This window comes from Nannocystis sp. RBIL2 (genome assembly GCF_026626745.1).
In the GTDB taxonomy this organism is placed as follows: Bacteria; Myxococcota_A; Polyangia; order Nannocystales; family Nannocystaceae; genus Nannocystis.
On sequence record NZ_JAPNJW010000001.1, the window covers coordinates 4873264 to 4894551 of the forward strand.

A 21288-nucleotide genomic window follows, 5' to 3' on the forward strand; every position below is an offset into this window, starting at 1 on the left:
GTTTTTCCTCACGACGGCCGACGACCGAACCGACTGTCATGATTCGTGCGGCTGCCACCAATGCCGCGAGCCCCGCATTGCCGCGACCGGCCGCCGGGCGATCTATGGTCATTGACCGCCCGTCAATCGCGCGGTTTCGCCCGCCGCGACGCCGGTGACACTCCTCGGCCCGCGCGGTGTTGCATCGCCATGCTGCTCCGCCTCGCCTGCCGCCCGTGTCTCCGCTCCCGCCTCGCCGCCCTGCTGGTGCTCCCGTTCGCGCTGGTCGCCGGGGGCTGCTTCGTGGCCATCGGCGACGGCGAGCTCGCGGTCGACGAGCGCTCGCTCGCCGGCTTCGACGCGGTCGTCAACGACAGCGCGCTCGACGTCGAGATCACCCTCGGCGAGGGCGACGAGGTGCGCGTGGTGTGCGACGCCAACCTCCTGGATCGCGTCGAGACCGTGGTCAAAAATGGGGTGCTGCGCATCGACCGGGCGGGCCTGTACGGGCTCCGCCCGCGCGCCGGCTGCCGCGTCGAGGTCGAGGTCGAGCACCTGCGCGCGGTGCAGAACAGCGGCTCCGGCGAGATCCGCACGCTCGGCGACGCCACCGAGCTGACCGAGATCCACCAGGAGGGCTCGGGCTCGATCACCGTCGAGGCGCTGGCGGTGACGCACGCCGACGTGACCTCGACCGGCTCCGGCAGCGTCCACCTGGCCGGCACGATCGGCGACGTCGCGTTCGTCAGCACCGGCTCCGGCGGCATCCATGCCCGCGAGCTGCTGGCCGAGACCGCCCAGGCCCGCAGCACCGGCTCCGGCGGCGTCGAGCTCCACGCCAGCGAGCTCGTCGACGCCGAGCTGACCGGCTCCGGCGACATTCACGTGTGGGGCTCGCCCGACGACCGCCACACCCACACCACCGGCTCCGGCCGGGTCGTCTTCCACTGACTCACAGCTTCTTCGGGTTCTTGTCGTCGACGTGCTGGCGGATCTCCCGCATCCACGCGTCGAAGTCGGCGTCCTGCAGCACCTGCCCGGGCTGCACCCGCGCCCACTCGCGCCGCAGCGCCTCTTTGGCCACGCGCAGGCGCCCGGCCACCGTCTCGCGCGACTTCAGCTTGAGCACCTCCTGGATCTCCGGCTCCGTGAGGTCGGCCCAGTAGCGCAGCTCGAGCACCGTCTGGGCGTTGATGGTGAGCCGCCGCAGACACTCGAACAGCATGCGCGCCTGCTGGTTGGCGAACACGTACGAGGACATCGCCGGCAGGCCGGTGTCGACGACTGCGTGCACCTCCGGGTCGAACGACTCGAAGTCCTTGCGCTTGCGCTCCTGCAGGTGGCGACAGAGGACGCGATAGGCGATCGCGAACAGGTAGCCGCGGAAGCTGCACTCGCCGCGGAAGTTCTGCCGCGACTTGATGCACTCGAGGAAGGTCCGGTTGGTGAGGTCCTGGTAGTGCGACTCGTCCTTGCTGAGGAAGAACCGCCGCAGCCGGGCGTAGTGGCGCTTGGCCAGGACGTTGCCGGCGCGCAGATCGCCGGCGCACCAGGCGTCGAAGAGGGGGCGGTCGTCGTCGGCCACGGGGGTTCGGGTCTCGGGTGTCGTCGTTGCGAGCATCGCGCAGCTCCTGGACGACGCGGAGGCCGTCCAGGAGCGTGGTGCGCCGGCCGGGGGCGAACGATCACCTCCGGTCTGAATTTTTTCTCGCGGGGGCCGCTAGACCCCGAAGGCGACGCGCCGCACGGGGTCGGGCTTGGTCGGCTCCCTCTTGGTGTTGACCCGGATGGTCGCCGCCGTGCCCGTCGTCTCGGCGACCAGGACGAAGATCGTCTCGGTCTCGCGGTCGGGCAGCAGGAACGACAGGTGCTGGCTGGTGCTGTTGCTCTCCCATGCCGGCGACTCGAGCCGGAGGGTGTGCCCCGCCGGATGCTGCACATAGACGAAGGTCCCGCAGGCGACCTCGAGCTGGTTCGAGGCGGTGCTGGCGAACGACAGCGTGGCCTGGTCCTCGTTCAGGTCGGGGTTGCCGGGAGCGGTGAAGATCACGTTGAATGTGGTCGGTGCGGTGGTCATGTTGCGTCCTTGCTGAGAGAGGGCTACGAATGATTCGAGGGTGCTGTGAATAGACGGAAACGAGTCGGCTTGGAGAGACTGCGAACTATCGACAATTGCCGCGGAGCTCGGCCGCGGCTCGCCGCAGCTCGGGGGTCCGTGGGTGGAGCTCGACCTCCTCGTCCAGCGTGTCGGCGATCCAGTCGAGGGTACCGGCGAAGTCCTTGCGATCGCGGCAGCCCGCGTCCTGGAAGTTCGCGCGCCGCTCCAGGAGCAGCTGAGCTGCGAGGCCGGGGCGCTCGAGTTCGACCGCTGACGCCGCCGCGTTTCCGAGCTGCTCCGAGTAGGTCTCGCCACGATCGCCGGCAGCCTCGAGTACGTCCGCCCCGGCGACGAACGCGGTCTGCGCCGCCGCGAAGTCCTTGCGGTCGAACGCGATCTTGGCGCGCAGCGCCCACGCATCGGCGCGCTCGCGCGGATCGATCTCCGACAGAGTCTCCATGCCTGCGAACACCTCGTCGACCGAGCGCTCGGCGCATTCACGGCACCCCACGTCCATCGCAAAGTTGGCGTATGCCAGGCTGCGACGGTGGAACGCCCGCCGATCCCACTCGCTGTCGCGGTAGAGGTCGCGCGCCAGCTCGAGGTCGGCGAGACAGTCGTCGAGCGCGCGAGAATCTTGCTTGAGAAAGTCCCGCATGTACGTGCATTCGGCCTCGGCCAGGGCCGCCACGCTCTCGATCGTCTGCGGGTGCGCCTCCCCGAGCTGAGACCCGCGGATCTGCACGGCGGCGACGAGGTGCTCGCGGGCCATGTCGAACTGCGCGTCGCGCTCGCGGCCGGTCGACTTTTGAGAATGAACGGAGCGGCTCACGCCGAGGCTGTGCTGCGACTTCGCGGTCGTCGGGTGCGCTTCGCCCAGCAGGGCCTCGCGCAGCGCGAGCGCTGCACTGTGATGGGCCACCGCGCGCTCGTGGTCGCTCTGCGCCTCCAGCCGCAGCCCCTCGGCTTCCGCGAACTCAGCGTCGAAACGGCGACGTATCGGCGATTCCGCTGGCACCCGCGCCATCGTCGTCTGGATATACGTGGCCTTCTGGGCCGCCTCGTCGTGCTCACCCAGGTCGTTGACCAGACTCTTGAGCTGGTAGGTCGCCGCACGTGCGAAGGTGTCGAAGTCGCCGACCTTTGCCGCCTGCTTGGCCGCTTCTTCCAGCTGATCGATCGCCGCCCGAGACGAAGCGGAGGACGCGTCGAGCCAGCCCGAGAGATGGAGCGCCCGGGCATGCGCCGCCGGGTACCCATGGCTGGCGTCCAGCGCCACGGCGACGTTGGCGGTCGCCCTTGCGAAGTCGCCCGCGACGACCTGCAGCTCCAGCCGGTCGAGGAAGTCGCGCAACCACTCCGGCGTGTCCGCCTGCATCGGCGCGTCGGGCCGCCCGCACTCCGCCGGCTCGTCGAGGCTGCCGAGGACCTCGATCAGACGCGTGACGCCCTCCGGATCGGGCTCGGCGTACATTTTTAATAATTCGTCGAATCGCTTGAGATGGCGATCGAGACATGTCCTCTTCGCCTCGCTCGGGGCGGCACACATCGCCGTGTGGGCGTCGCGCCAGCGCTCGCCGTAACTGTCGGCGAAAGTCTGCAGCGAATCACTGGCCCGCTCGGCGAACGGCAGCTCGACGGCGGCGACGGCGGCTGCCGCGTTGCGAGACTCATTCCAGACGGCCGCGACCTGCTCCTCGCCTTCGGTCACGCAGGGATCGGGGCCCGCCGCGTACGCCGCCCAGGCTCCGCCGAGGATCACGGCGACCGCGGCCGCACTGGCGGCGATCGTCAGCCATCGCCGCGGGCGTGCGGTCAACGCCGCCAGCAGCGCCTCCACGTCGGCGAACCGCGCCGCAGGATCTTCCGCCAGCCCGCGCCGCAGCGCCCGCACCAGCGATGCCAACGGCTGGCCGTCCCAACGGCGCGTCCGCAGCTCGACCCCAGGCCGCGGCAGTCTGCCGAACAGCGCCTCGTACAACGAGACGCAGAAGCTGTACTGATCACTTCGGGCCGTCGCACGTCCGCCGCGTTCACACTCCGGCGCGATATACCCTGGCGTGCCCAGGCGGTGCCCATCTTCCGTGAGCGGCAGCCGAGTCTCACTGGCGACGCCCGACTCCGACTGAGTCTCCCCCGAATTGCTCACAGGCTCGTCGGCCACGAACGCGAGCCCGAAGTCCCCGAGCACCGCGCCGACGTGCTTGTCGATGAAAACGTTGTCGGGCTTGAAGTCGCGGTGAACGATCCCCTGCTGGTGAGCAGCGTGCAGCCCGCGGCCGGCCGCCACGAATTTCTCGAGGATCTCCGGCCAGCGCCGCCGCTGCTTCATGAGCCATTCGCGCAGCGACTCGCCCGGCTTGATCTCCATCACCAGGTACGCCGCGCCCTGGAACGTCCCGGCGTCGTGCACGCGGACCACGTTCGGATGCTCGAGCTTCGCCAACGCCTTCGCCTCACGCAAAAGCCGGGCGTTCTGCACCGCCTTGCGATGCTCAGGCCCGAGGTGGATCAGCTTCAACGCCACCTTGCGCTCGAGCTTGTCGTCGTCGACCTCATACACATCGGCCTGCCCGCCGGCCCCGATGTGCCTGAGGACCACGAATCGATCGATCTTCGTCCCACGCTCCAGCTCCCGCGGCGCATCCGAAGACACCGGCGGGTCCCCTGAACGGCTGCCCGCCAGCCCCAGCGCCCGCAGCGTCCCCGCGAGCTCGGCCTCGATGTGGCTCGGGGGCCTGGCGGACCCGTCGGCGCTGTCGGTGGACATGCTGTGATCGTAGTGCTCGGAACTCGGCCGATCGATCACCACCGATTCGTCGGCGCGAAAGCTCGCCGGTGGACCGGCCCCCCGTGCTATCTTCGTCTCGTGCAGGCCCTCCTGATCGGCGCTCCCACGCAGGGGCTCGCGGGCGTCGACACCGACCTCGCGGGGATGGCCGGCCTCGTGCGTGCTCGCGGCGGCGAGCCCATCGTCCTTCCGCGCGCCACCTTGCCCGCCGTTCGCCGGGCTCTCGCCGCGCTGGTCGATCGCTGCACCGCCGACGACCCCGTGCTCCTCTACCTCACCGGCCACGGCAGCGCCTTCGTCAACAGCGAGCACGACCCTCGGGCCGCCTGCCCCGGCCCTGCCCGCCTGTCTTACTTCATCGCCACCGATGACGCCCTCTTCGACCTCGAGCTCTCGCTGTGGTGCGCGCGTCTGGCCGGCAAGACCCGCAACGTCACGGCGATCCTCGATTGTTGCCACTCGGGCGCTCTGGTCCGCGGCGACGGCTGCGACGACGCCATCGGCGACCGTCGGCTGGCCGCCTTCTTCGCCTGGCGCGCCGCCCATCAGCCGGAGATCGACGCGCTCGACGTCGAGGCGCACCCCGACGTCGTCCGGCTCGCGGCCGCCGGCATCAACGGCCGCGCCTGGGCGCCCGACGAGCGCAGCGCCCTCACCTCCGCCTTGCTCGCCGAGCTCGCGGCCGGCGACGCCCCCTCGTGGGTCGCCCTGTTCGCCGGCATCGAGCGCCGCCTCGTCCTCGCCGGCCTGCGGCAGCAGCCGCGCCTGTCCGGCCCGGTCCGGCGCCGGGTCTTCAGCCTCGCCGAGGCCCTGCCGCCCGGCGCCGTCCCCGTCCGACGCGACGGCGACCGCATCATCCTCGAAGCCGGCCAGCAGCACGGCGTGCGCCGCGGCGACCTCTTCCTCGTCGACACCCTTCTTAATGAAAATCGAGTGTGTCACGTCGACGACCTCGCCCCGGACCACGCCGTCCTGCATCCGCGCGGCTCCGACATGTCCCTCGGGACAGACGGTATCACCGCCCGCAGCGACATGTCCCTCGGGACAGCCCATTCCGCCCCGCACCGCGCCCCCTCGCCTCTCGACCCCGACCATCCCCGCCTGTCCCTCGAACCAGCCACGTACGCCCTCCCGCTGCGCCTCCGCGGCCACGGCGGCGTCGTCCTCACCGGCCCGGCCGCGCACACCACCGCGCCCGCCCTGCAACGAGCAGGCTGGGACATCCACCCCTCCGCCGCCAACGCCCTCGCCACCCTCGAGTGCAGCGACACCGCGATCGTCATCCACCCCGCCGACGCCTGCGCCCCCCTGCCCGCGAGTGACCTCCCCAGCGCCCTCGCCGTCCTCCCACGATTGGCCCGCAGCGCGCGTCTGCAACACCTCGGCGCCGGCAACCTCGGCGCCCTCACCATAAGAGCCAGCTGGGGCCGCGTGCACGCAGGCGCGTGCGAACCTCTATCACCCCGCGGCGCCGAGCTCCCCGACACCTCTGCGATCTTCGTCCGCCTCGAGAACGCCGCCGACGCCCGCCGCTTCGTCAGCGTGTTCTGGCTCGCCGACGACGGCGAGGCCGCGCTGCTGTCCCGCTCCGAGTCGATGGGCATCGAGCTCCCGCCGCACACCACCCACGTCCTCGGCGCCCGCCCCTTCACCCGCGTCCCCCGCGGCGTCGTCCTCCCGCGCCGCCCGCTCGCCCCCGACGAGCGTCGCCACGAGCGCCTCGTCGTCGTCGCCACCCCGCACCGACAGGCGCTGTGGAGCTTCGAGTCACCCCGCCCCACCGGCACCCCGAACCGAGGTGACGACGGGACCTGCGTCGAGGTCTTCGCCTTCACCGTCCTGGCCGCCGCCCCGCTGTCATGAACAAACCGTCGATCTACCCGCTGCATCAATTCCTGCTCGACCGCTTCAGCAGCTCCGAGCTGCGGCAACTCGCCCTCTACCACTGGGAAGGCGTCAGCCCGCAGCTGCCCGGTGACTCGCTGTCGCACGCCGAGCTGTGCATGCATTTGTGCAACGCCCTGCAGCGTCAGGGCCTGATCGACGCCGAGCTGTTCGCCCTGCTCGAGCGCGAGCGCCCGCGCTTCCGCCCGGACATCGACAAGCTCCGCCGTCACTTCCAGGCCGCCGACGCGAGCACTCCCGCCTCCGATTCGACCCGGCTGCTCATCGCGTTCGTCGCCGCGAACCCGCAGATCTTGCCTCCGCTGCGCCTCGCGGAGGAGGCCAAGAGCATCGAGGACAAGCTGCGCGGGACCGCCGCCCGCTTCCGCTTCCAGTCGACCTGGGGCGCCGGCCCCGACGACCTGCTCGACACCCTGGTCGACGCCTCGCCCGATATCCTCCACTTCGCCGGCCACGGCGGCACGAGCGGCGCGCTGCTGCTGCAGACCGCCGACGGCGGCGCCCATCCCGTCGCGCCCGCGGCCCTGGCCAAGCTGATCGCCGCCCGGCCGTGGCGCCCGCGCCTCGTCGTCCTCAACTGCTGCTACAGCGCCATCCTCGCCAACGCCCTGCGCCCCCACGTCGACGCCGTCGTCGGCATGCGCGGCGAGGTCCCCGACGAGGCCGCCCGCCAATTCGCAGTCCAGCTCTACCGCGCCCTCGCGCAGCGCGACAGCCTCGCCACCGCCTTCGACACCGCCCGCGCCGCCCTCATGGTCCACAACCTCGCCGCGGACCACCTCCCGCAGCTCACGGTGCGCAACGACGTCGACCCGCACCGCTACCGCCTCTTCTAATAATAGAAGGCAGCGATCAACAGGCACGGCTCGGCCCCTTCCGGCAGGTCTTGTTGCGAGCGATGCAGGAGTCGCCGAGACCACCGCGATCACCCCGCACGCTGCCCGCCAGGTCGTAGAGGCCCGACGGCGTCGGCGCGTACGAACCGACGTCGCGCAGCTCGCCGTAGCGGTCGTCGGCCGCCTGCAACATGTTGAGGCACTCCGCCGACGGCTTGTGATTCGTCCCCGGATACTTGTAGGCCGCGACCCCCCCGCGGGCCGCCCACTTCCACTCGATCTCCTTCGGCAGCCGCTTGCCGTGGAACTCGCAGAACTCCGCCGCCTCGTCGATCGCCACGCAGTTCATCGGCCGTTGCGGCGCCCGCTCGCGCCGCGACCACGTGCAATGCACCTCGCCGATCGCCTCCGAAGCGCTCACGTGCCCGACTCGCCGCTGCAGCCGGTCGCCCTCCCCCGATTCGAGCCGCTGCACGTACGCGTGAAACGCCCCCACCGTGACCTCGTGCGTGTCGAGGCAGAACGCCTCGATCTGCCCCGACGCGAATCGCCCGCCCTCGATCCGCGCCATGCCCGGCTTACACGGCTCCGCCACGCTCCGCTTGACCGGCTTCGCCCGGCGCTCCGGCAGCGGTCGGTTGTATTCGTCGCGGAACTCGTCGATTTGCGGCGGCATCCAGCCCATCGTCAGCGCCCGGAGTACGATCCACCAGATCGTCATCGGCATCCCTCCACCAGCGCCCGGACTCTATCACGAGCGCCAGCGGAGCGACCAGCGACGATGCCGACCTGGCCCGATGTGCAGGTGACTCATGTGGGCAGCGCTACCTCCAATACGTCCCGCGACCGGCGAAGAACACGTGCATTCGCCGCGGCGAGATCACTCGCACCTCTCGGTCCGAAGACGAAGCTCCGTTCGTGTCACCGTCGAAGCCGTACCCCGACTCGCCGCTCACGCCTCACCTGCCCTGAATCGATCGCTGACGCTGGCCATTCGGTCCTCCTCGCAAAGTCCTGATCCCGAGGTGCCCGGGCGAGCCATGATCGGTCACGGCGATCGCCCTTTAGAATGGCAGTGTTCACTCACGCGCCGGCGCGTGACGGAAGGGCCCGCGAGCGACACGCGTTCCGGTTCGGCTCGCTGCGGTCCGCGCCTTGACAGCCCCACGGGCCGCGAGTAATGTCGTCTCGGCCCCAGCGATGGGGTCAGCCATGCGTATCTGATCCGCGAGTCTTCGAGCACACCGACGCGGCGCCCTCACTGGGTCGCCAGCCGCGGCTAGTGTCGATTTCTCCCGCTCTGCGGCCATTGCGCCAACGAGCGGTACGGGTCGCGCCTGCGACCATTCTTCGGCACGCCGGGGTTTTCGGTACTCGGAGGACGATGGATCTCGCGCGAGCGCCTGTGCGCCGCGCGAGGCCGCGGAGCCGCGGATTCACCCTCCGGTGAATCACGCGACCGCGGAACCTCGTCGTCCGTCGCGCCCGCTGAGGGGCGCGCGCCGGGCCGCGTCGTCATGTCCCCATTTCCCGCAGCCGGCGCGCGGGCTCGTCACGCCTGTCCTTTCGGACAGGCTCGTAGGATCGCGACCATGCCCCGACTCTCCTTCGCTCCCAAGTCCAACCCCGACCTCACCAACCCCGAACCGCAGCCCGACCCGGCGCCGCGGCCCGCGCGCGAGCACACCGGCCCGCTCTCCTGGAGCCTCGGCGGCGCCCCGGCCGCGCGTCCGGGCGCCGCGCCTGCCAAGTCCGAGCGCCGGCGCGAGCCGGCCTCGAGCCGGCAGCCCATGTCGAAGGACGTCCGCCGGCGGCGCAGCCCGTCGTCGGGCTTCCGCGGCTGAGCGGCGATGACCACCGGCCTCGCCGCCCGCCGGGCGGCGAGCCTTCATTCACGACACCTGTCTCCGGGGACATCTTCCTCGCCGGCCGCGCCAGCGCGAATGGCACGACATGTCCCCGGGGACATTTTATATAATTTTCAGCACCCGGCCAGCGCAGCCTGCGTCGCCGCCAGCTGCGGGTGCAGCAGCGCCGCGCGCAGCGTCGCCGCCTGCGCCAGCAATCCTCGCGCCTGCACCCCCGTGGCGGCAGATCCCGCCAGGTGCAGCGCATCGGCCAGCCCCCACGCATAGCTCGGCCGCGCCTGCGCGGCGGCCAGCGCCTGCGCGGCCGCCTCGTCCACCACGCTGCCCACCGCCAGCGCCCGCGTCAGCGCCAAATTATTAAAATCGACCGCGAACAGGCCGAACCCGCAGGTCTCGGCCAGCACCAGGCCGCTGCGGATCGCCCGCTCCGCGTCGGCGAAGCGCCGCTCGGCCAGGCAGATCTGCGCCTCCAGGGCGTGGCAGCGCAGCACCACCTCGACCTCGCCGGTCGCGGTCGTCCACGTGCGCGCGCGGGCCAGGTGGTCGCTGGCGCGGTCTGGATCTGGCTCCTCGCCGGCCAGCGCCAGCGCGCCGAGGATCGTCTCCGCGTGCGCGCGGTGGCCCGCCCAGCCGAGTTCGTGCAGTCCTGCGAGGTTGCTCTCGATCTCCGCCTGCGCCGCCGCCACCCGGCCCAGCGCCAGCGCGTGCTCGGCCGCCCAGAACGAGCGGCGCGCGAACGGTCGATCGCCCAGCGCCCGCGCCTCTGCGAACCCCGCCTCCGCCGCCTCGACGCGCCCGAGGTCGTGCAGCACGCGGGCCCGCAGCGCCAGCGCTCGCGCCGCGTCCCCCGGCGCATCGGCGCGGATCGCCACCTCCGCCGCCGCCTCGCACAGCTGCAACGCCTCGGTCAGCGCGCCCGCCAGCCGCTCCGTGTAGGCCAGCGCGCGCAGGCTCGTCGTCAATCCTTCCAGGTTGCCGGCCTCGCGCACCAGCGCCGCGTGGATCCGGTAGCAGCGGCTCGCCTGCGCCAGATCGCCGAGCGCCCCCGCGTAGAGCCCCCAGTCGTACACCAGCCGCGCCCGCCGACCCGGCCCTGCCCCCGCCGTCATGCGAGCCGGATCGCCGCCCTCCGCGAACGCGCGCACGATCCGGGCCCCGCGGCTCATCGCCCCGAGCTGCAGCCCCAGGTGCGAGAACCCGCCCAGGCTGCGGAAGTAGAGCGACGCCGCCTCGCCCGTCCGGCCCGCGCGCAGCGTGTGCATCAGCAGCGCCTCGTACGTGTCGAGCCGCGCGTCCGCGTGCGGCCCCGGCCCGTGGACATCGAGCCGCGCGATCAGGTGCTCGCGCTCGACCTCGTGGATCGCCGCCGGCGGCCCCGCGAGCAGCGAGCGGAAGTACTCCGCCACGAACGGATGGGCCGTGTAGCGCCGCGGCGCCGCGCGAGCGACCAGCCCCAGCCGCTCGAGCCGCGCCACGATCGGCCCGATCTGCGCCGCATCGAGCCCCGCCAGCGCCCCCGCGACCGCCCCGCCGGCCGCCGCCAGGCGAGCCAGCAGTTCGACCTCCGCCCCCGCAGGGAACAGCGCCAGACGAGCCACCAGATCGCGCTCCTCCGGCGCCAGCGCGCGCGCGTACGCGGCCAGCACCACCAGCAAGCGGCGCGCCTGCACATCGTCGCGCGCGGCCGGCTCGAGCGCGATCGCCTGGGCCTTCGCCCCGTCGCCGTCGAGGAACGTGCCCGCGTACGACCCGAGCATCGCCACCGACAGCGCGTGCCCGCCGACCTTCTCGACCAGCGGCCGCAGCGACGCCCCCGCGGCCAGCCCCCAGCGCTCGAGCAGCGTCGAGCCCTCCGCCGGCGACAGCCCGCCGAGGCGCAGCGTCGTCAGCCCCGCGCCGTCCCACGCCTGCAGGTCGCTCGGCTCGAACCGCGTCGTCAGCACCACGCGCGCCGCCCCGAGCCCGCGCGCCGCGCTCATCAACAGCCGCCGCAGCGCCCCGTCGCCGATCCGCCCGTACGTCGTGTCGTCGAGCCCGCTGCCCTGCAGCACCTCGAGCCCGTCGAGCACCACCACGTGCGGCGGCCCGGCGGCGAGCGCCTCTTGCAACGCCTGCGGCCGCTCCCCGGCCGGCACCTCCGCCCCGCTGGCGAAGTACTTCGTCGCCGCCGCGAAGAACGCCTCGACCCGCGTGTCATCATAAAAACTCCACACGAACAGACCGCCCGCGAGCGGCCCCTCGCCCAGCGCCGCCACGAAGCGCTCGACCAGCGCGGTCTTGCCCGCCCCGCCGATCGCCACCACCGCGATCACCCCTCGCGTCGACGCCCGCAGCAGCGCCAGAGCCTCCTCGCGACCGACGAAGTGACGCGCCCGCGGCAGCGTGTGCGCGTGGCACGGCCGCCAACCCCCCGGCGCCTCCTCCTCCTTCGGCACCTCCGCCACCACCAGCTCGCTCTCGGCGATCCCCAGCTCGCGACTCAGCGCCCCCAGCAGCCGCCGCCGACTCGCGTTGCGGACCACGAAGCCCTCCGCCGCCTCGTTGACCGCCCCCGACTCGTAGCGTCGGTACGTGCGGACATCGACCCCGGCCGCCGCCGCGGCTGCCTCTTGGGTCAGGTTCAGCTCGGTGCGGACCCGCGCGAGCAGCTCGTGGTTGAAGCGGAGCACGGCCGGAGCGCCATCGTAGCCGGTCTTGCCCGGTCCTGCCCGGCTGCGATCCTCGTCCTGCGGGCACCCGGGCCGCACAGTCCCGGCATGCACACCGCGACCTCGACCACCATCATCCCTGACCAGGTCTTCACCGTCCGCGACTTCCTCGCGCCCGACGAGTGCGCCGAGTGGCTGCGGCTGGCGCAGGGCATCGGCTTCGAGGCGGCCCCGATCACCACCGCCCGCGGCTTCGTCATGGCCCCGGAGATCCGCAACAACACCCGGGTGATCCTCGACGACGTGGACCGCGCGCGCGCCCTGTGGCAGCGCCTGGCCCCGTTCGTGCCCGCGCGCCGCCACCACTGGCAGGCCGTCGGCCTCAACGAGCGGTTCCGCTTCTACCGCTACGAGCCCGGCCAGTACTTCCGCTGGCACCACGACGGCGCCTTCCGCCGCGGCCCCGTCGAGCAGAGCCTGCTCACGGTCATGCTCTACCTCGACGCCGAATTCACCGGCGGCAGCACCGACTTCGACCACGGCGGCGAGGTCGTCCGCGTCGTCCCCGCGTGCGGCATGGCGCTCGTGTTCGACCACCCGATCCGCCACCAGGGCGCCCCCGTCGAGCGCGGCGTCAAGCACGTCCTGCGCACCGACATCATGTACCGCCGCGACCCGGCGTGACCCGTGAAACATGTCCTTGACGACATGTCTTCACGAACATCGTCAAGGGCCGGTGCGCAGGACGATCGCCTGCGACGAGCCGACCGTCGCAACGACCACGTCGGCCTTGCCGTCGCCGTCGATGTCGCCGCTCGCCAGCCCGACCTCGCTCGTCGCGTTCGCCAGCGTGTAGTCCTGCACGCACGACGCCGCGAAGTACACCACCCCCAGGCCGGGCGGCCCTGCCGTGGCGATGAGCAGGTCGCCGCGTCCGTCGCCGTCGACGTCCGCGATCGGCCCGAGCTGGCCCTTCCAGGGCAGCGACAGCTCCTCGTTCACCCCCTGCGCCCACGCCCGCACCATCGCCAGGCTGGGGATCTCGCGGTAGAGCGCGACGTCCTCGGTCCCGTCGCCGTCGATGTCGCCGACCGACACCTCTTGATAGCGCACCTCGCCGTGGCCCGTGATGGTCGCCACCCTCTTCAAGGCCCCATCCACCAGCTCGAGGATCTCCGCCCCCTGTGGGTCGTGCGCCGTCGACACGATATCGACCTGCTGACCGCCCGCGACCTTCCCGGCGCCGATCGGAAACACCGCGACCGCCGACTCGTCGAGCACGACCTCGGGACCGACCCCGCCCATCCCGTCACCTGTCCTGAAAGCCAGCTCGGCCAGGACCGGCGTGCTGCGCGCCAGCACATCGACGAAACCGTCGCCGTCGAAGTCGCCGGCGAACAATTGCTGCGGCTCCACGCCCAGCGTCGACAACAGCGGCGCCGCGAACACACCACCCTGATTCACGACGAGACTCAGCTCGCCCACCGCGGACGGGGCCGTCGACACCACATCCGGCCGCCCGTCCCCGTTCAGGTCCGCGATCGCCATCCGCGAGGCCTCGGAGGACATCCCGGTCGGAAACACCGCCCCCGGGCCGAACCCGCCCGCGCCGTCGCCGAACCGCAGCTCGACGACCGCGTCGTCCGGCAGCGCCGCCAGCAGATCGAGCACGCCGTCGTCATCGAAGTCGGCCAGCGCCACCGTCGACGCCGGACCCGCCAACGTCAGCTCCGACGAGGTCATCGCCTGCCGCTCGCAGGCCCGTAACGGCTGCAACCAATGGCATTCCCCGTCCCCACACTCCCAGCCGGCCGGGCACGGATCCCCGTCCTCGACCAGCTCGCACGGACCGTAGTCGCACGCATCCGCGTCGTACCAGTCGCAGATCCGCACCCCCTCCCGCCGCACACCTCGCACTCCATCTCGGCGCCGATCTGGCAACCGCACCCCGGAAAGGAGACCGTGTCGGAGTACGGATCCGAACCGTCCGACGTCACATCCATCGCCGAGGAGCTGTCCGTCGGCCCGCTCGCGGCCGCCGTCGACGACGTCTCCTCCGTCGACGACGCGCTCATCGCCCCGTCGGAGCTCGCGCTCCCGGGCGCACCGGGTCCGCAGGACGTGAAACACAGCGCGACCGCCACTCCAGGAATCAAGCGAAGCATATCCGAGGATCATGGCACGACCGGCTCCGCCACGCACCGCCGCAGCTCCGGACCGATCTGCCCTCGCCGCCGCAGCCGCGGGGAGCCCGAATCCATGGAGCCAAGCCGCTTCCCCGATCTCATCTGAACTTCAGAACATGCCCGAACGGACATACCCGTTCCGGCATGTTCGCTCTGTCCTCGGAGAGGATCACCGCGGCCGCTGGCGGGCGTCGGCGTCGAACAGCCGCTCGAGGTCCGCGCTGAACTTCTTGGCCGACGCGATGAGCGCCGCCTCGTCCTCGTGGATCGCGTACTGCTCGTTCAGCACCCGCTCGTCGTGCTCGCGGAACATCTTCACGTACTCGCGCGCGTCGCTGGGCGTCACCCCGAGCTCCTCGAGCGAGAGGCGGGCCGCGTCGAGGCTCGACAAGAACGTCTCGCGCACGATCACGTGCGCCCCGTGGGCCATCAGGCGGAACGCGTGCGGCCGGTTGCGGGCGCGGGCCACGATCCGCAGCTGCGGGAAGTTGCGGCGGACCGCCTCGACCGTGCGCATCGACGCCTCGACGTCGTCGATCGCCACCACGATGAGGCGCGCCTTGTCGGCCTTGGCCGCGCGCAGCAGGTCGACGCGGGCCGCGTCGCCGTAGTAGATCTCGTTGCCGAAGCGGCGCAGGAAGTCGACCTGAGTCGTGTCGACCTCGAGCGCGGTGAACGGGATCCGGGTCATCCGCAGCACGCGGCCGACGATCTGGCCGAAGCGGCCGAAGCCCGCGATGATCACCGGGTTCTCCTCGTCGATCGCGTCGAACTCGCGCCGATTGGCGGCCGCGCGACGGGCAGTGATGCGGTCGCGCGCGATCAGCAGCAGCGGCGTCACCATCATCGACAGCGTCACCGCCACCACCAGCAGGTCGATCACCTCGCCCGTCACCAGCCCCGCCGGCTTCACCACCCCGAACAGCACGAACGCGAACTCGCCGCCCTGCGACAGCGCGATCGCCAGGCTCGCCGCCGACCCGAGCGGCATCTTCGCCAGCCGCCCGATCACCAGCAGCGCCAGCGCCTTGATCCCCACCAGCCCGAGCACGATCCCCAGCACCTGCAGCGGCTTCGCGGCGATGAGCCCGAGGTCCGCCGACATCCCCACCGCCACGAAGAACAGCCCGAGCAGCAGCCCCTTGAACGGCTCGATGTCGGCCTCGAGCTCATGGCGGTACTCGCTGTCGGCCAGCAGAACCCCGGCGAGGAACGCCCCCAGCGCCGCCTCGAGGTGGATCAGGTCCATCAGCAGCGCAGTGCCGATCACCACCAGCAGCGCCCACGCCGACGACAGCTCGTTGACGCGGGTCGACAGCACCCAGCGGAACAGCGGCCGCAGCAGCACGCGCCCAGCCAGCACCAGCCCGGCGATCACCCCGGTGGCGATCCCCAGCGACATCCACGGCCCCTGCGTCGCCTCCGACCCCTCGCCGCTGCCCGTCAGCAGCGGAATCGCCGCCAGCACCGGGATCGCTGCCAGATCTTGGAACAGCAGGATCTTGAATGACGCGCGCCCGTGCGGCGCAGTCAGCTCGAGCCGCTCGCCCAGCACCTGCAGCACGAACGCCGTCGACGACAGCGACAGCGCGAACCCGACCACCAGCGCCGCGGCTGGCGGCAGCCCGAGCAGCCACGCCCCCGCCGCCAGCAGCAGCGACGTCATTACCACCTGCGCCGACCCGAGCCCGAACACCCCCGCACGCATCTCCCACAACCGCTTCGGCTGCAGCTCGAGCCCGATCACGAACAGCAGCAGCACCACCCCGAATTCCGCGACGTGCAGCGTGTCCTCGACGTGCTCGACCAGCCCCAGCCCGGACGGCCCGATCACCGCCCCTGCCGCCAGATAGCCGAGCACCGAGCCGAGCCCGAGGCGCTTGAACAGCGGGACCACCACCACCGCGGCGGCCAGGAAGATCGCGGATTGAGCGAGCTGCACCGGCCCCGAACATACCCTGCGCCGCGACCTTTATGACGCCCGCCGTTCGCCGCGATCTCCGCCGACGCCCGCATCGGCGCACACCGCCCGAGACGCGGCGATCCTCACCACCGGGCGCACCGGTCGATCACTCCCGGCCCGCCGCGGACCAGACCTTCGTGCACGCGATCGAGACACCTCTCACCCGCGACGCCACGACCACGTCGCACCCCGCCTGCCCCCCCACGGAAGAATCCGCGACTCACGGCCTTCTTCCCTTCACGCCTCGCTCGCGCCCCGCAGCTGGCGCCGACCTTCGTCCTTGAGCGCCACGCGAAACCCTGCCTCGCCGTACTTGACCCCGACCAGGCCGCGCGCGTGCAGCTCGCTCGCCGCGCTCAGCAGCCGTGCGTAGCGCGCCTCGCCGTACTCGCCCACGCTGATGGCGATCGACCCGTACTCCGGCAGGAGCGCCACCAGCTCCGCTTCGTGCTCCGTCATCCTCGCAGGATCGCCGCGCCCGCGCAGAGGTCCACCAAAAAACCTCGCACCTCAGAACTGACCGCTGAGCACCAGCCCGCCCAGGCTCGGGGCCACGCGCACGCCGCTCCAGCGGGCCGCGCGGCCGGCTCGCACGTCGCGGGCCCCCGTCACCATCAACGTCGCCCCGAGCGCAGCCCCGAACACGGCAGTCACCGCGCCGGCCGCCAGCATCGTCTCGCCGCGGCCTTGCTGGGCCCGCAGGGGCGCCAGCGCCTCGTCCGAATAACCTGTCCCACGGGACAGCTCGTTCGCCGAGTACCGCTGCACGTACCACCCGCTCACCATTACCCCGAGCCCCACGACTCCCACCCCGAGGAACGCCGCGCCCGCGAACATCTGCGCCCGCCCGCGCCGCCACCGGGCCGGATCGCCGTCCGGACTCAGGTCGAGCTGACAGCCCGCCACGTCCTCCGCCGGCCCCTCCGCCTCGACACCGTCGACCTCGACCCGCGAAGCCTCGGCGCCCGCGCTCGCCACGACCCGCGGAGCCTCGACTACGGCCCCGCCCGCACTCGCGTCCGCCACCGCTTGCGAAGCCTCGACCTCCGCACGCGCCGCCACGGCACGCATCACCACGCTCAGGACCACCCCGGACCCGGTCACCTTGCCCGCGCCCGCGCCCGCGCTCTCGGCCGGCGCCGCGACGACCACCACGCGCGAACCCTCCTCGGCGACATCGCCCCGCACCTCCACCGACGGCTCGCGCGAAGCCCGGACCCGCCGCACCTTCTTCTTCACCTGCACCGGCGCCGGCGCCTGCACCTCGGCGGCAACCTGCTTGCTCCCCACGCTCGCAGCAGGCTTCGGCGCCCGCCACTCGTGCGCCGGCAGCTCCGCGGGCACCTGCATCACAAGCCCCAAAAGACATGTACAAACAGCCAGCATAAAAATACCCGCCCTGCGCTCGATCGACTCACTCCATTAATTAAACTGCGCCCCCGAGAGGATCCACCGCAAAATAACCTGCGCCTCCGCGGCCGCGATCGGCGGTCCCCCGAACGGCATGCGTCCGCCCACCGCCGGCGTCGTCAGCACCAGCTTGTGCATCAGATAACTGTTCGTCGGCGCGTCTGCGTCCACGCGCGGCATGTCGACCTGCTCCGCCTCGTCCTCGACCAGCTCTTCCCACAGCCGGTCGGGCTCGCGATCGAAGCGCAGGTCACCCGGCTCGACCCCGTCCACGTGGCAGCCCGCGGTCGCGCAGCGCTGATCCGTGATCGCTCGCACCTGCGTGAACGTGGCCGCCGGCGGATCGTGATCGACCACCTCCACCGCCACCGCAGCGCTCGTCACCCCGCCCGCGCTCGCGGTCAGCTCCACCGCCCCCGGCGACACTCCGAGCAGCACCCCTTGCCCGTCGACGTACAGAGTGAGCTCCGCGCTGCTCTTCCACGTCAGCGTCGCCTCGATCGGCTCGCCATTCGGATCGCTCACCAGCGCCATCACCGGCAGCGTCTCGCCGACCTGCACCTGCAGCGGCCCGTCGACGTCGATCTCCACCTCGCCGACATCGCCGCCGTTCTGCCCCGGCGCGCACGCGAACACCCCCGCCTCCGGCGCGCCCGCGGCGATCCACCCAGTGATCGTCGCCACCTGCTCCGTCGACAGGCTGCCGCCGATCGGCATCTGCTGCCCCACCGACGGCCCCGGCAAGATCTTCTCGATCAAGAAGCTGCTGTCCGGATCGCCGGCCGCCACGAGCAACACCCCCGGCGCCGAGCTGCTCTCGACCCCGACCAGCGCCGCGAACGACTCGCCCTCCGCCAGCGACAGCCCGGCCGCCGGCTGACCGCCCGCGTGGCAGCTGCAGCTGCCCGTGAAGATCGGCTGGACCGCGCCCGCGAAGTCGCAGTCGGTCGGCGTCCCACCCGACGGATCGTTCGGCCCCGTGGTCGGCGCCCCGCCCGTGGTCGGCAGCTCGCCCGTGGTCGGTCCGGGCTCCGCGGTGGTGCCGCCCGGGTCCGTGTCCGTCGACCCGCCATCGGTGTCGGCCCCCGGCAGCCCGACCAGGTTGCAAGCAGAGGAGAGCGCGCCGCCCAGCAACAGCGCAGAACAGGATCGAACCAGACGACGAAGAGTCATTGCTCGCACCTCGAGTGCCCGCAGTCGGGCGAGAGTTACAGCGAAACTTTCTTAAAAATTTTCTCAATCAGCGCCGCCGCCGCCGCCCTGGCTCACGCGCACAATGTCTCCAGACCTCCGCTGCGGCGCCGGATCCGCACCCAATCTGTCTCACAGGACAGACGCCTCCGCCTCGACATCACAATGCAGTCGCCCCTTCGATGTCAGATCGTGCATCGACGAATCACCAGCTCGGGGCCCCGCCGCGAAATTTCCCGAGGTGATTCTCGAGCACGGCTCGTTCCTCCGCGCAGCCGAGAGCCTCCGCGCACCTGTCCCTCAAGACATCTCGCCCCCACCTGCGAGCGCATCCTCGCCACCTCGCCACCTCTCCCCCTTACCTGTCCTCGAGGCCACGTCGCGCACGGGTGAGACGTCCGCCCCGGCCACGCGCGCCCGCGCGCGAGGCACACGCTTGCGCACCCGCGATCGCGTACCGGGGCGTCGAGATCGCGCCCGGACGACCCCCGATGCGGTGTCCGGGGCCTTTCGCTACGCTGGGCGGCATGACATTTCGCTATTGCCGTCCTGCGGCATTCATCGCGCTCCTCGCCGCGTGCGGCGACGACGGGACTCGGGACACCGCGGCCACCGGCAGTCAGCCGTCGACGGCCCCGACCTCGCTCACCGAGGCCACGACCGGGCCCACCACCACCGACGCCCCCGGCACCACCCAGCCCTCCGATCCGGGCACCAGCACCACCGAGGGCCCGACCAGCGCGCCGACCACCACCGACGCCCCCGGCACCACCTCTGTCGGCACCACCGACGGTCCGGGCACCACCACCGGCGGCGACGACTGTCTCCCGCCCGACGCCCTGATCCTCCTCGACCGCACCCAATCGATGCACCGCACCCCCGACGGCCAGACTCCCGTCGACGCCCCCGCCTACGCCAGCAGCAAGTGGTCCCTGGCGATCTCCGCCATCGAGTCCCTCACCGCCGCCCCGCAGGACGACACGGTCCGCTTCGGCCTCGAGCTGTGGCCGCGCGATCCGGGCGGCGGCGCCTGCGTCACCCTCGCCGAGCGCATCGAGCAGAACAAGACCGCCACCAACCCCCTGTGCGAGGCCGGCGAGGTCGTCCTCGCCCCCGCGCTCGGCAACGGCGCAGCGATCGCCGACCTCATCGATCCCGCCACCACCCTCCTGTGCAACACCACGCCCACCGGCGCGGCGCTCATCACCGCCGGCGAGCACTTCGCCGCCAACAAGGAGCCCGGCCGCGAGCAATACGCGATCCTCGTCACCGACGGCGCCGACTGGGACCTCAGCTGCCCCGACCCCTCGCCGCTGACCGCCGTGCAGGACCTCGCCGAGCAGGGCGTCAAGACCTTCATCGTCGGCTTCAACGGCGAGGAGGCGATGCTCGGCGCCACCGAGTACCTCAACGACCTCGCCTGCGCCGGGCGCACCGCCAAGGGCTTCCCGGGCCCGTGCGTGCCCACTGCCGACGGCTTCGTCGCGGTCGAGGGCGCCGACATCCCCGTGTACCTGCAGGCCGACGACGCCGTCGAGCTCGGCGCTGCCCTCAAGTCGGTCGCCGGTCAGCTGTGCTGCGGCTGCGACAAGACCTGCGACGCCCCCGAGGTGCTGTTCGCCCTCGACCGCACGCTCAGCATGCACCGCACCCCCGACGGCCAGACCCCGGTCGACGCCCCGAATTACGCCAGCAGCAAGTGGTCGCAGGCGATCGACGCGATCGAGCAGGTCGTCGGCGGCGGCCTCGACACCGACCTGCGCTTCGGCCTCGAGCTGTGGCCGCGCGACCCGGGCGGCGGCCTGTGCATCACCCTGGCCGAGCGGATCCTCGACACCAAGCAGGCCATGAACCCGAGCTGCCAGGACGCCGAGATCCTCGTCCCGCCCGCCCTCGCCAGCGGCGCCGCGATCGCCCAGGCAGTCGACCCACTGACCACATTGATCTGCAACACCACGCCCACCGGCACCGCGCTCGAGACCGCCTCGACCTGGCTGGTGAACAACGCCGTCCCCGGTCGCGAGCAATACGTCGTCCTCGTCACCGACGGCGCCGACTGGGACCTCAGCTGCCCCGACCCGTCCCCACTGCTCGTCACCCAGAAGCTCGCCGCCGCCGGCATCCGCACCTACGTGGTCGGCTTCTTCGGCGCCGAGGCCCAGGCCGGCGCGGTCCAGTTCCTCAACGACGTCGCCTGCGCCGGCCAGACCGCCAAGGACTTCGCCACCAATTGCGTACAGATGGGCAGCGGCTACCAGGCCCAGAACCCGGACAGCATGGCTCCGCTGTACCTGCAGGCCGGCAACGGCGAGCTGCCGCAGACCCTCGGCACGGTCGCCGAAGAGATCTTGCAATACTGCATCCCGGGCTGAACCACTCCTTCTGCAATGACATGTCCGCAAGGACATGTCAT

16 protein-coding genes are annotated in these 21288 nt (G+C 71.6%); 6 read left to right on the forward strand and 10 right to left on the reverse strand.

The genetic code is table 11. The features are described 5' to 3' along the window. Positions 1-189: 189 nt before the first annotated feature. On the forward strand, positions 190-930 hold the full coding sequence (locus tag OV090_RS19285) for a head GIN domain-containing protein (RefSeq protein WP_267705284.1): 741 nt from the start codon (positions 190-192) through the stop codon (positions 928-930). 1 nt (position 931) lies between these two features. Here the strand turns inward: OV090_RS19285 and OV090_RS19290 are convergent, their stop codons facing one another. From OV090_RS19290 to OV090_RS19300, 3 genes are all read right to left on the reverse strand, one after another. Next, the gene (locus OV090_RS19290) at positions 932-1600 is read right to left on the reverse strand and encodes a sigma-70 family RNA polymerase sigma factor (protein ID WP_267705286.1); all 669 of its coding nucleotides are present in this window, start codon (positions 1598-1600) and stop codon (positions 932-934) included. 99 nt (positions 1601-1699) lie between these two features. After that, positions 1700-2056 carry a hypothetical protein gene (locus OV090_RS19295; protein WP_267705288.1) on the reverse strand — a complete coding sequence of 119 codons (357 nt, stop codon included), beginning with the start codon at positions 2054-2056 and terminating at the stop codon, positions 1700-1702. An 85-nt stretch (positions 2057-2141) separates the two neighbouring features. Further along, positions 2142-5846, reverse strand: a complete 3705-nt coding sequence (locus OV090_RS19300) for a serine/threonine-protein kinase (protein ID WP_267705289.1) — start codon at positions 5844-5846, stop codon at positions 2142-2144. Positions 5847-5861: 15 nt separating this feature from the next. On the opposite strand from OV090_RS19300, the gene OV090_RS19305 reads away from it, so the two are divergent. Both OV090_RS19305 and OV090_RS19310 read left to right on the forward strand, forming a co-directional pair. Next, positions 5862-6731, forward strand: a complete 870-nt coding sequence (locus OV090_RS19305) for a hypothetical protein (protein WP_267705290.1) — start codon at positions 5862-5864, stop codon at positions 6729-6731. Further along, positions 6728-7609 (forward strand): CHAT domain-containing protein, encoded by an 882-nt coding sequence (locus OV090_RS19310; RefSeq protein ID WP_267705291.1) that lies wholly within the window; start codon positions 6728-6730, stop codon positions 7607-7609. The genes OV090_RS19305 and OV090_RS19310 overlap by 4 nt, the downstream gene beginning before the upstream one ends. 16 nt (positions 7610-7625) lie before the next feature. On the opposite strand, the gene OV090_RS19315 is transcribed toward OV090_RS19310, so the two are convergent. Next, entirely contained in the window at positions 7626-8330 is a 705-nt protein-coding gene (locus tag OV090_RS19315) for an SUMF1/EgtB/PvdO family nonheme iron enzyme (RefSeq protein ID WP_267705292.1), read from the reverse strand. A gap of 871 nt (positions 8331-9201) precedes the next feature. On the opposite strand from OV090_RS19315, the gene OV090_RS19320 reads away from it, so the two are divergent. Continuing rightward, a complete protein-coding gene (locus OV090_RS19320; protein ID WP_267705293.1) occupies positions 9202-9453 on the forward strand; it encodes a hypothetical protein in 252 nt (83 codons plus the stop codon). Positions 9454-9590: 137 nt separating this feature from the next. On the opposite strand, the gene OV090_RS19325 is transcribed toward OV090_RS19320, so the two are convergent. Beyond that, positions 9591-12239, reverse strand: coding sequence for a helix-turn-helix transcriptional regulator (locus OV090_RS19325; protein ID WP_267705294.1), 2649 nt, complete (start codon positions 12237-12239; stop codon positions 9591-9593). Between OV090_RS19325 and OV090_RS19330 the strand changes: the two genes are divergently transcribed. After that, a complete protein-coding gene (locus tag OV090_RS19330; protein WP_267705295.1) occupies positions 12234-12809 on the forward strand; it encodes a 2OG-Fe(II) oxygenase in 576 nt (191 codons plus the stop codon). The genes OV090_RS19325 and OV090_RS19330 overlap by 6 nt on opposite strands. A gap of 42 nt (positions 12810-12851) precedes the next feature. On the opposite strand, the gene OV090_RS19335 is transcribed toward OV090_RS19330, so the two are convergent. From OV090_RS19335 to OV090_RS19355, 5 genes are all read right to left on the reverse strand, one after another. Continuing rightward, entirely contained in the window at positions 12852-14033 is a 1182-nt protein-coding gene (locus tag OV090_RS19335; RefSeq protein WP_267705296.1) for a VCBS repeat-containing protein, read from the reverse strand. 447 nt (positions 14034-14480) lie between these two features. Continuing rightward, entirely contained in the window at positions 14481-16253 is a 1773-nt protein-coding gene (locus OV090_RS19340) for a monovalent cation:proton antiporter-2 (CPA2) family protein (RefSeq protein WP_267705297.1), read from the reverse strand. Between the two features lie 258 nt (positions 16254-16511). Continuing rightward, positions 16512-16733, reverse strand: coding sequence for a hypothetical protein (locus tag OV090_RS19345; protein WP_267705298.1), 222 nt, complete (start codon positions 16731-16733; stop codon positions 16512-16514). Positions 16734-16784: 51 nt separating this feature from the next. Then, a complete protein-coding gene (locus OV090_RS19350; RefSeq protein WP_267705299.1) occupies positions 16785-17624 on the reverse strand; it encodes a hypothetical protein in 840 nt (279 codons plus the stop codon). 72 nt (positions 17625-17696) lie between these two features. Further along, entirely contained in the window at positions 17697-18818 is a 1122-nt protein-coding gene (locus OV090_RS19355) for a hypothetical protein (protein WP_267705300.1), read from the reverse strand. A 584-nt stretch (positions 18819-19402) separates the two neighbouring features. Here OV090_RS19355 and OV090_RS19360 point away from each other — a divergent pair. After that, the gene (locus tag OV090_RS19360; RefSeq protein WP_267705301.1) at positions 19403-21247 is read left to right on the forward strand and encodes a vWA domain-containing protein; all 1845 of its coding nucleotides are present in this window, start codon (positions 19403-19405) and stop codon (positions 21245-21247) included. Positions 21248-21288: the final 41 nt, after the last annotated feature.

What these genes read in the sequence shown, in the direction of transcription:
- OV090_RS19285 (WP_267705284.1), top strand. Translation starts at nt 190, where the DNA reads ATGCTGCTCCGCCTCGCCTGCCGCCCGTGTCTCCGCTCCCGCCTCGCC.
- OV090_RS19290 (WP_267705286.1), bottom strand. Translation starts at nt 1,600, where the DNA reads ATGCTCGCAACGACGACACCCGAGACCCGAACCCCCGTGGCCGACGAC.
- OV090_RS19295 (WP_267705288.1), bottom strand. Translation starts at nt 2,056, where the DNA reads ATGACCACCGCACCGACCACATTCAACGTGATCTTCACCGCTCCCGGC.
- OV090_RS19300 (WP_267705289.1), bottom strand. Translation starts at nt 5,846, where the DNA reads ATGCAGGACGGCGTGGTCCGGGGCGAGGTCGTCGACGTGACACACTCG.
- OV090_RS19305 (WP_267705290.1), top strand. Translation starts at nt 5,862, where the DNA reads ATGTCCCTCGGGACAGACGGTATCACCGCCCGCAGCGACATGTCCCTC.
- OV090_RS19310 (WP_267705291.1), top strand. Translation starts at nt 6,728, where the DNA reads ATGAACAAACCGTCGATCTACCCGCTGCATCAATTCCTGCTCGACCGC.
- OV090_RS19315 (WP_267705292.1), bottom strand. Translation starts at nt 8,330, where the DNA reads ATGACGATCTGGTGGATCGTACTCCGGGCGCTGACGATGGGCTGGATG.
- OV090_RS19320 (WP_267705293.1), top strand. Translation starts at nt 9,202, where the DNA reads ATGCCCCGACTCTCCTTCGCTCCCAAGTCCAACCCCGACCTCACCAAC.
- OV090_RS19330 (WP_267705295.1), top strand. Translation starts at nt 12,234, where the DNA reads ATGCACACCGCGACCTCGACCACCATCATCCCTGACCAGGTCTTCACC.
- OV090_RS19345 (WP_267705298.1), bottom strand. Translation starts at nt 16,733, where the DNA reads ATGACGGAGCACGAAGCGGAGCTGGTGGCGCTCCTGCCGGAGTACGGG.
- OV090_RS19350 (WP_267705299.1), bottom strand. Translation starts at nt 17,624, where the DNA reads ATGCAGGTGCCCGCGGAGCTGCCGGCGCACGAGTGGCGGGCGCCGAAG.
- OV090_RS19360 (WP_267705301.1), top strand. Translation starts at nt 19,403, where the DNA reads ATGACATTTCGCTATTGCCGTCCTGCGGCATTCATCGCGCTCCTCGCC.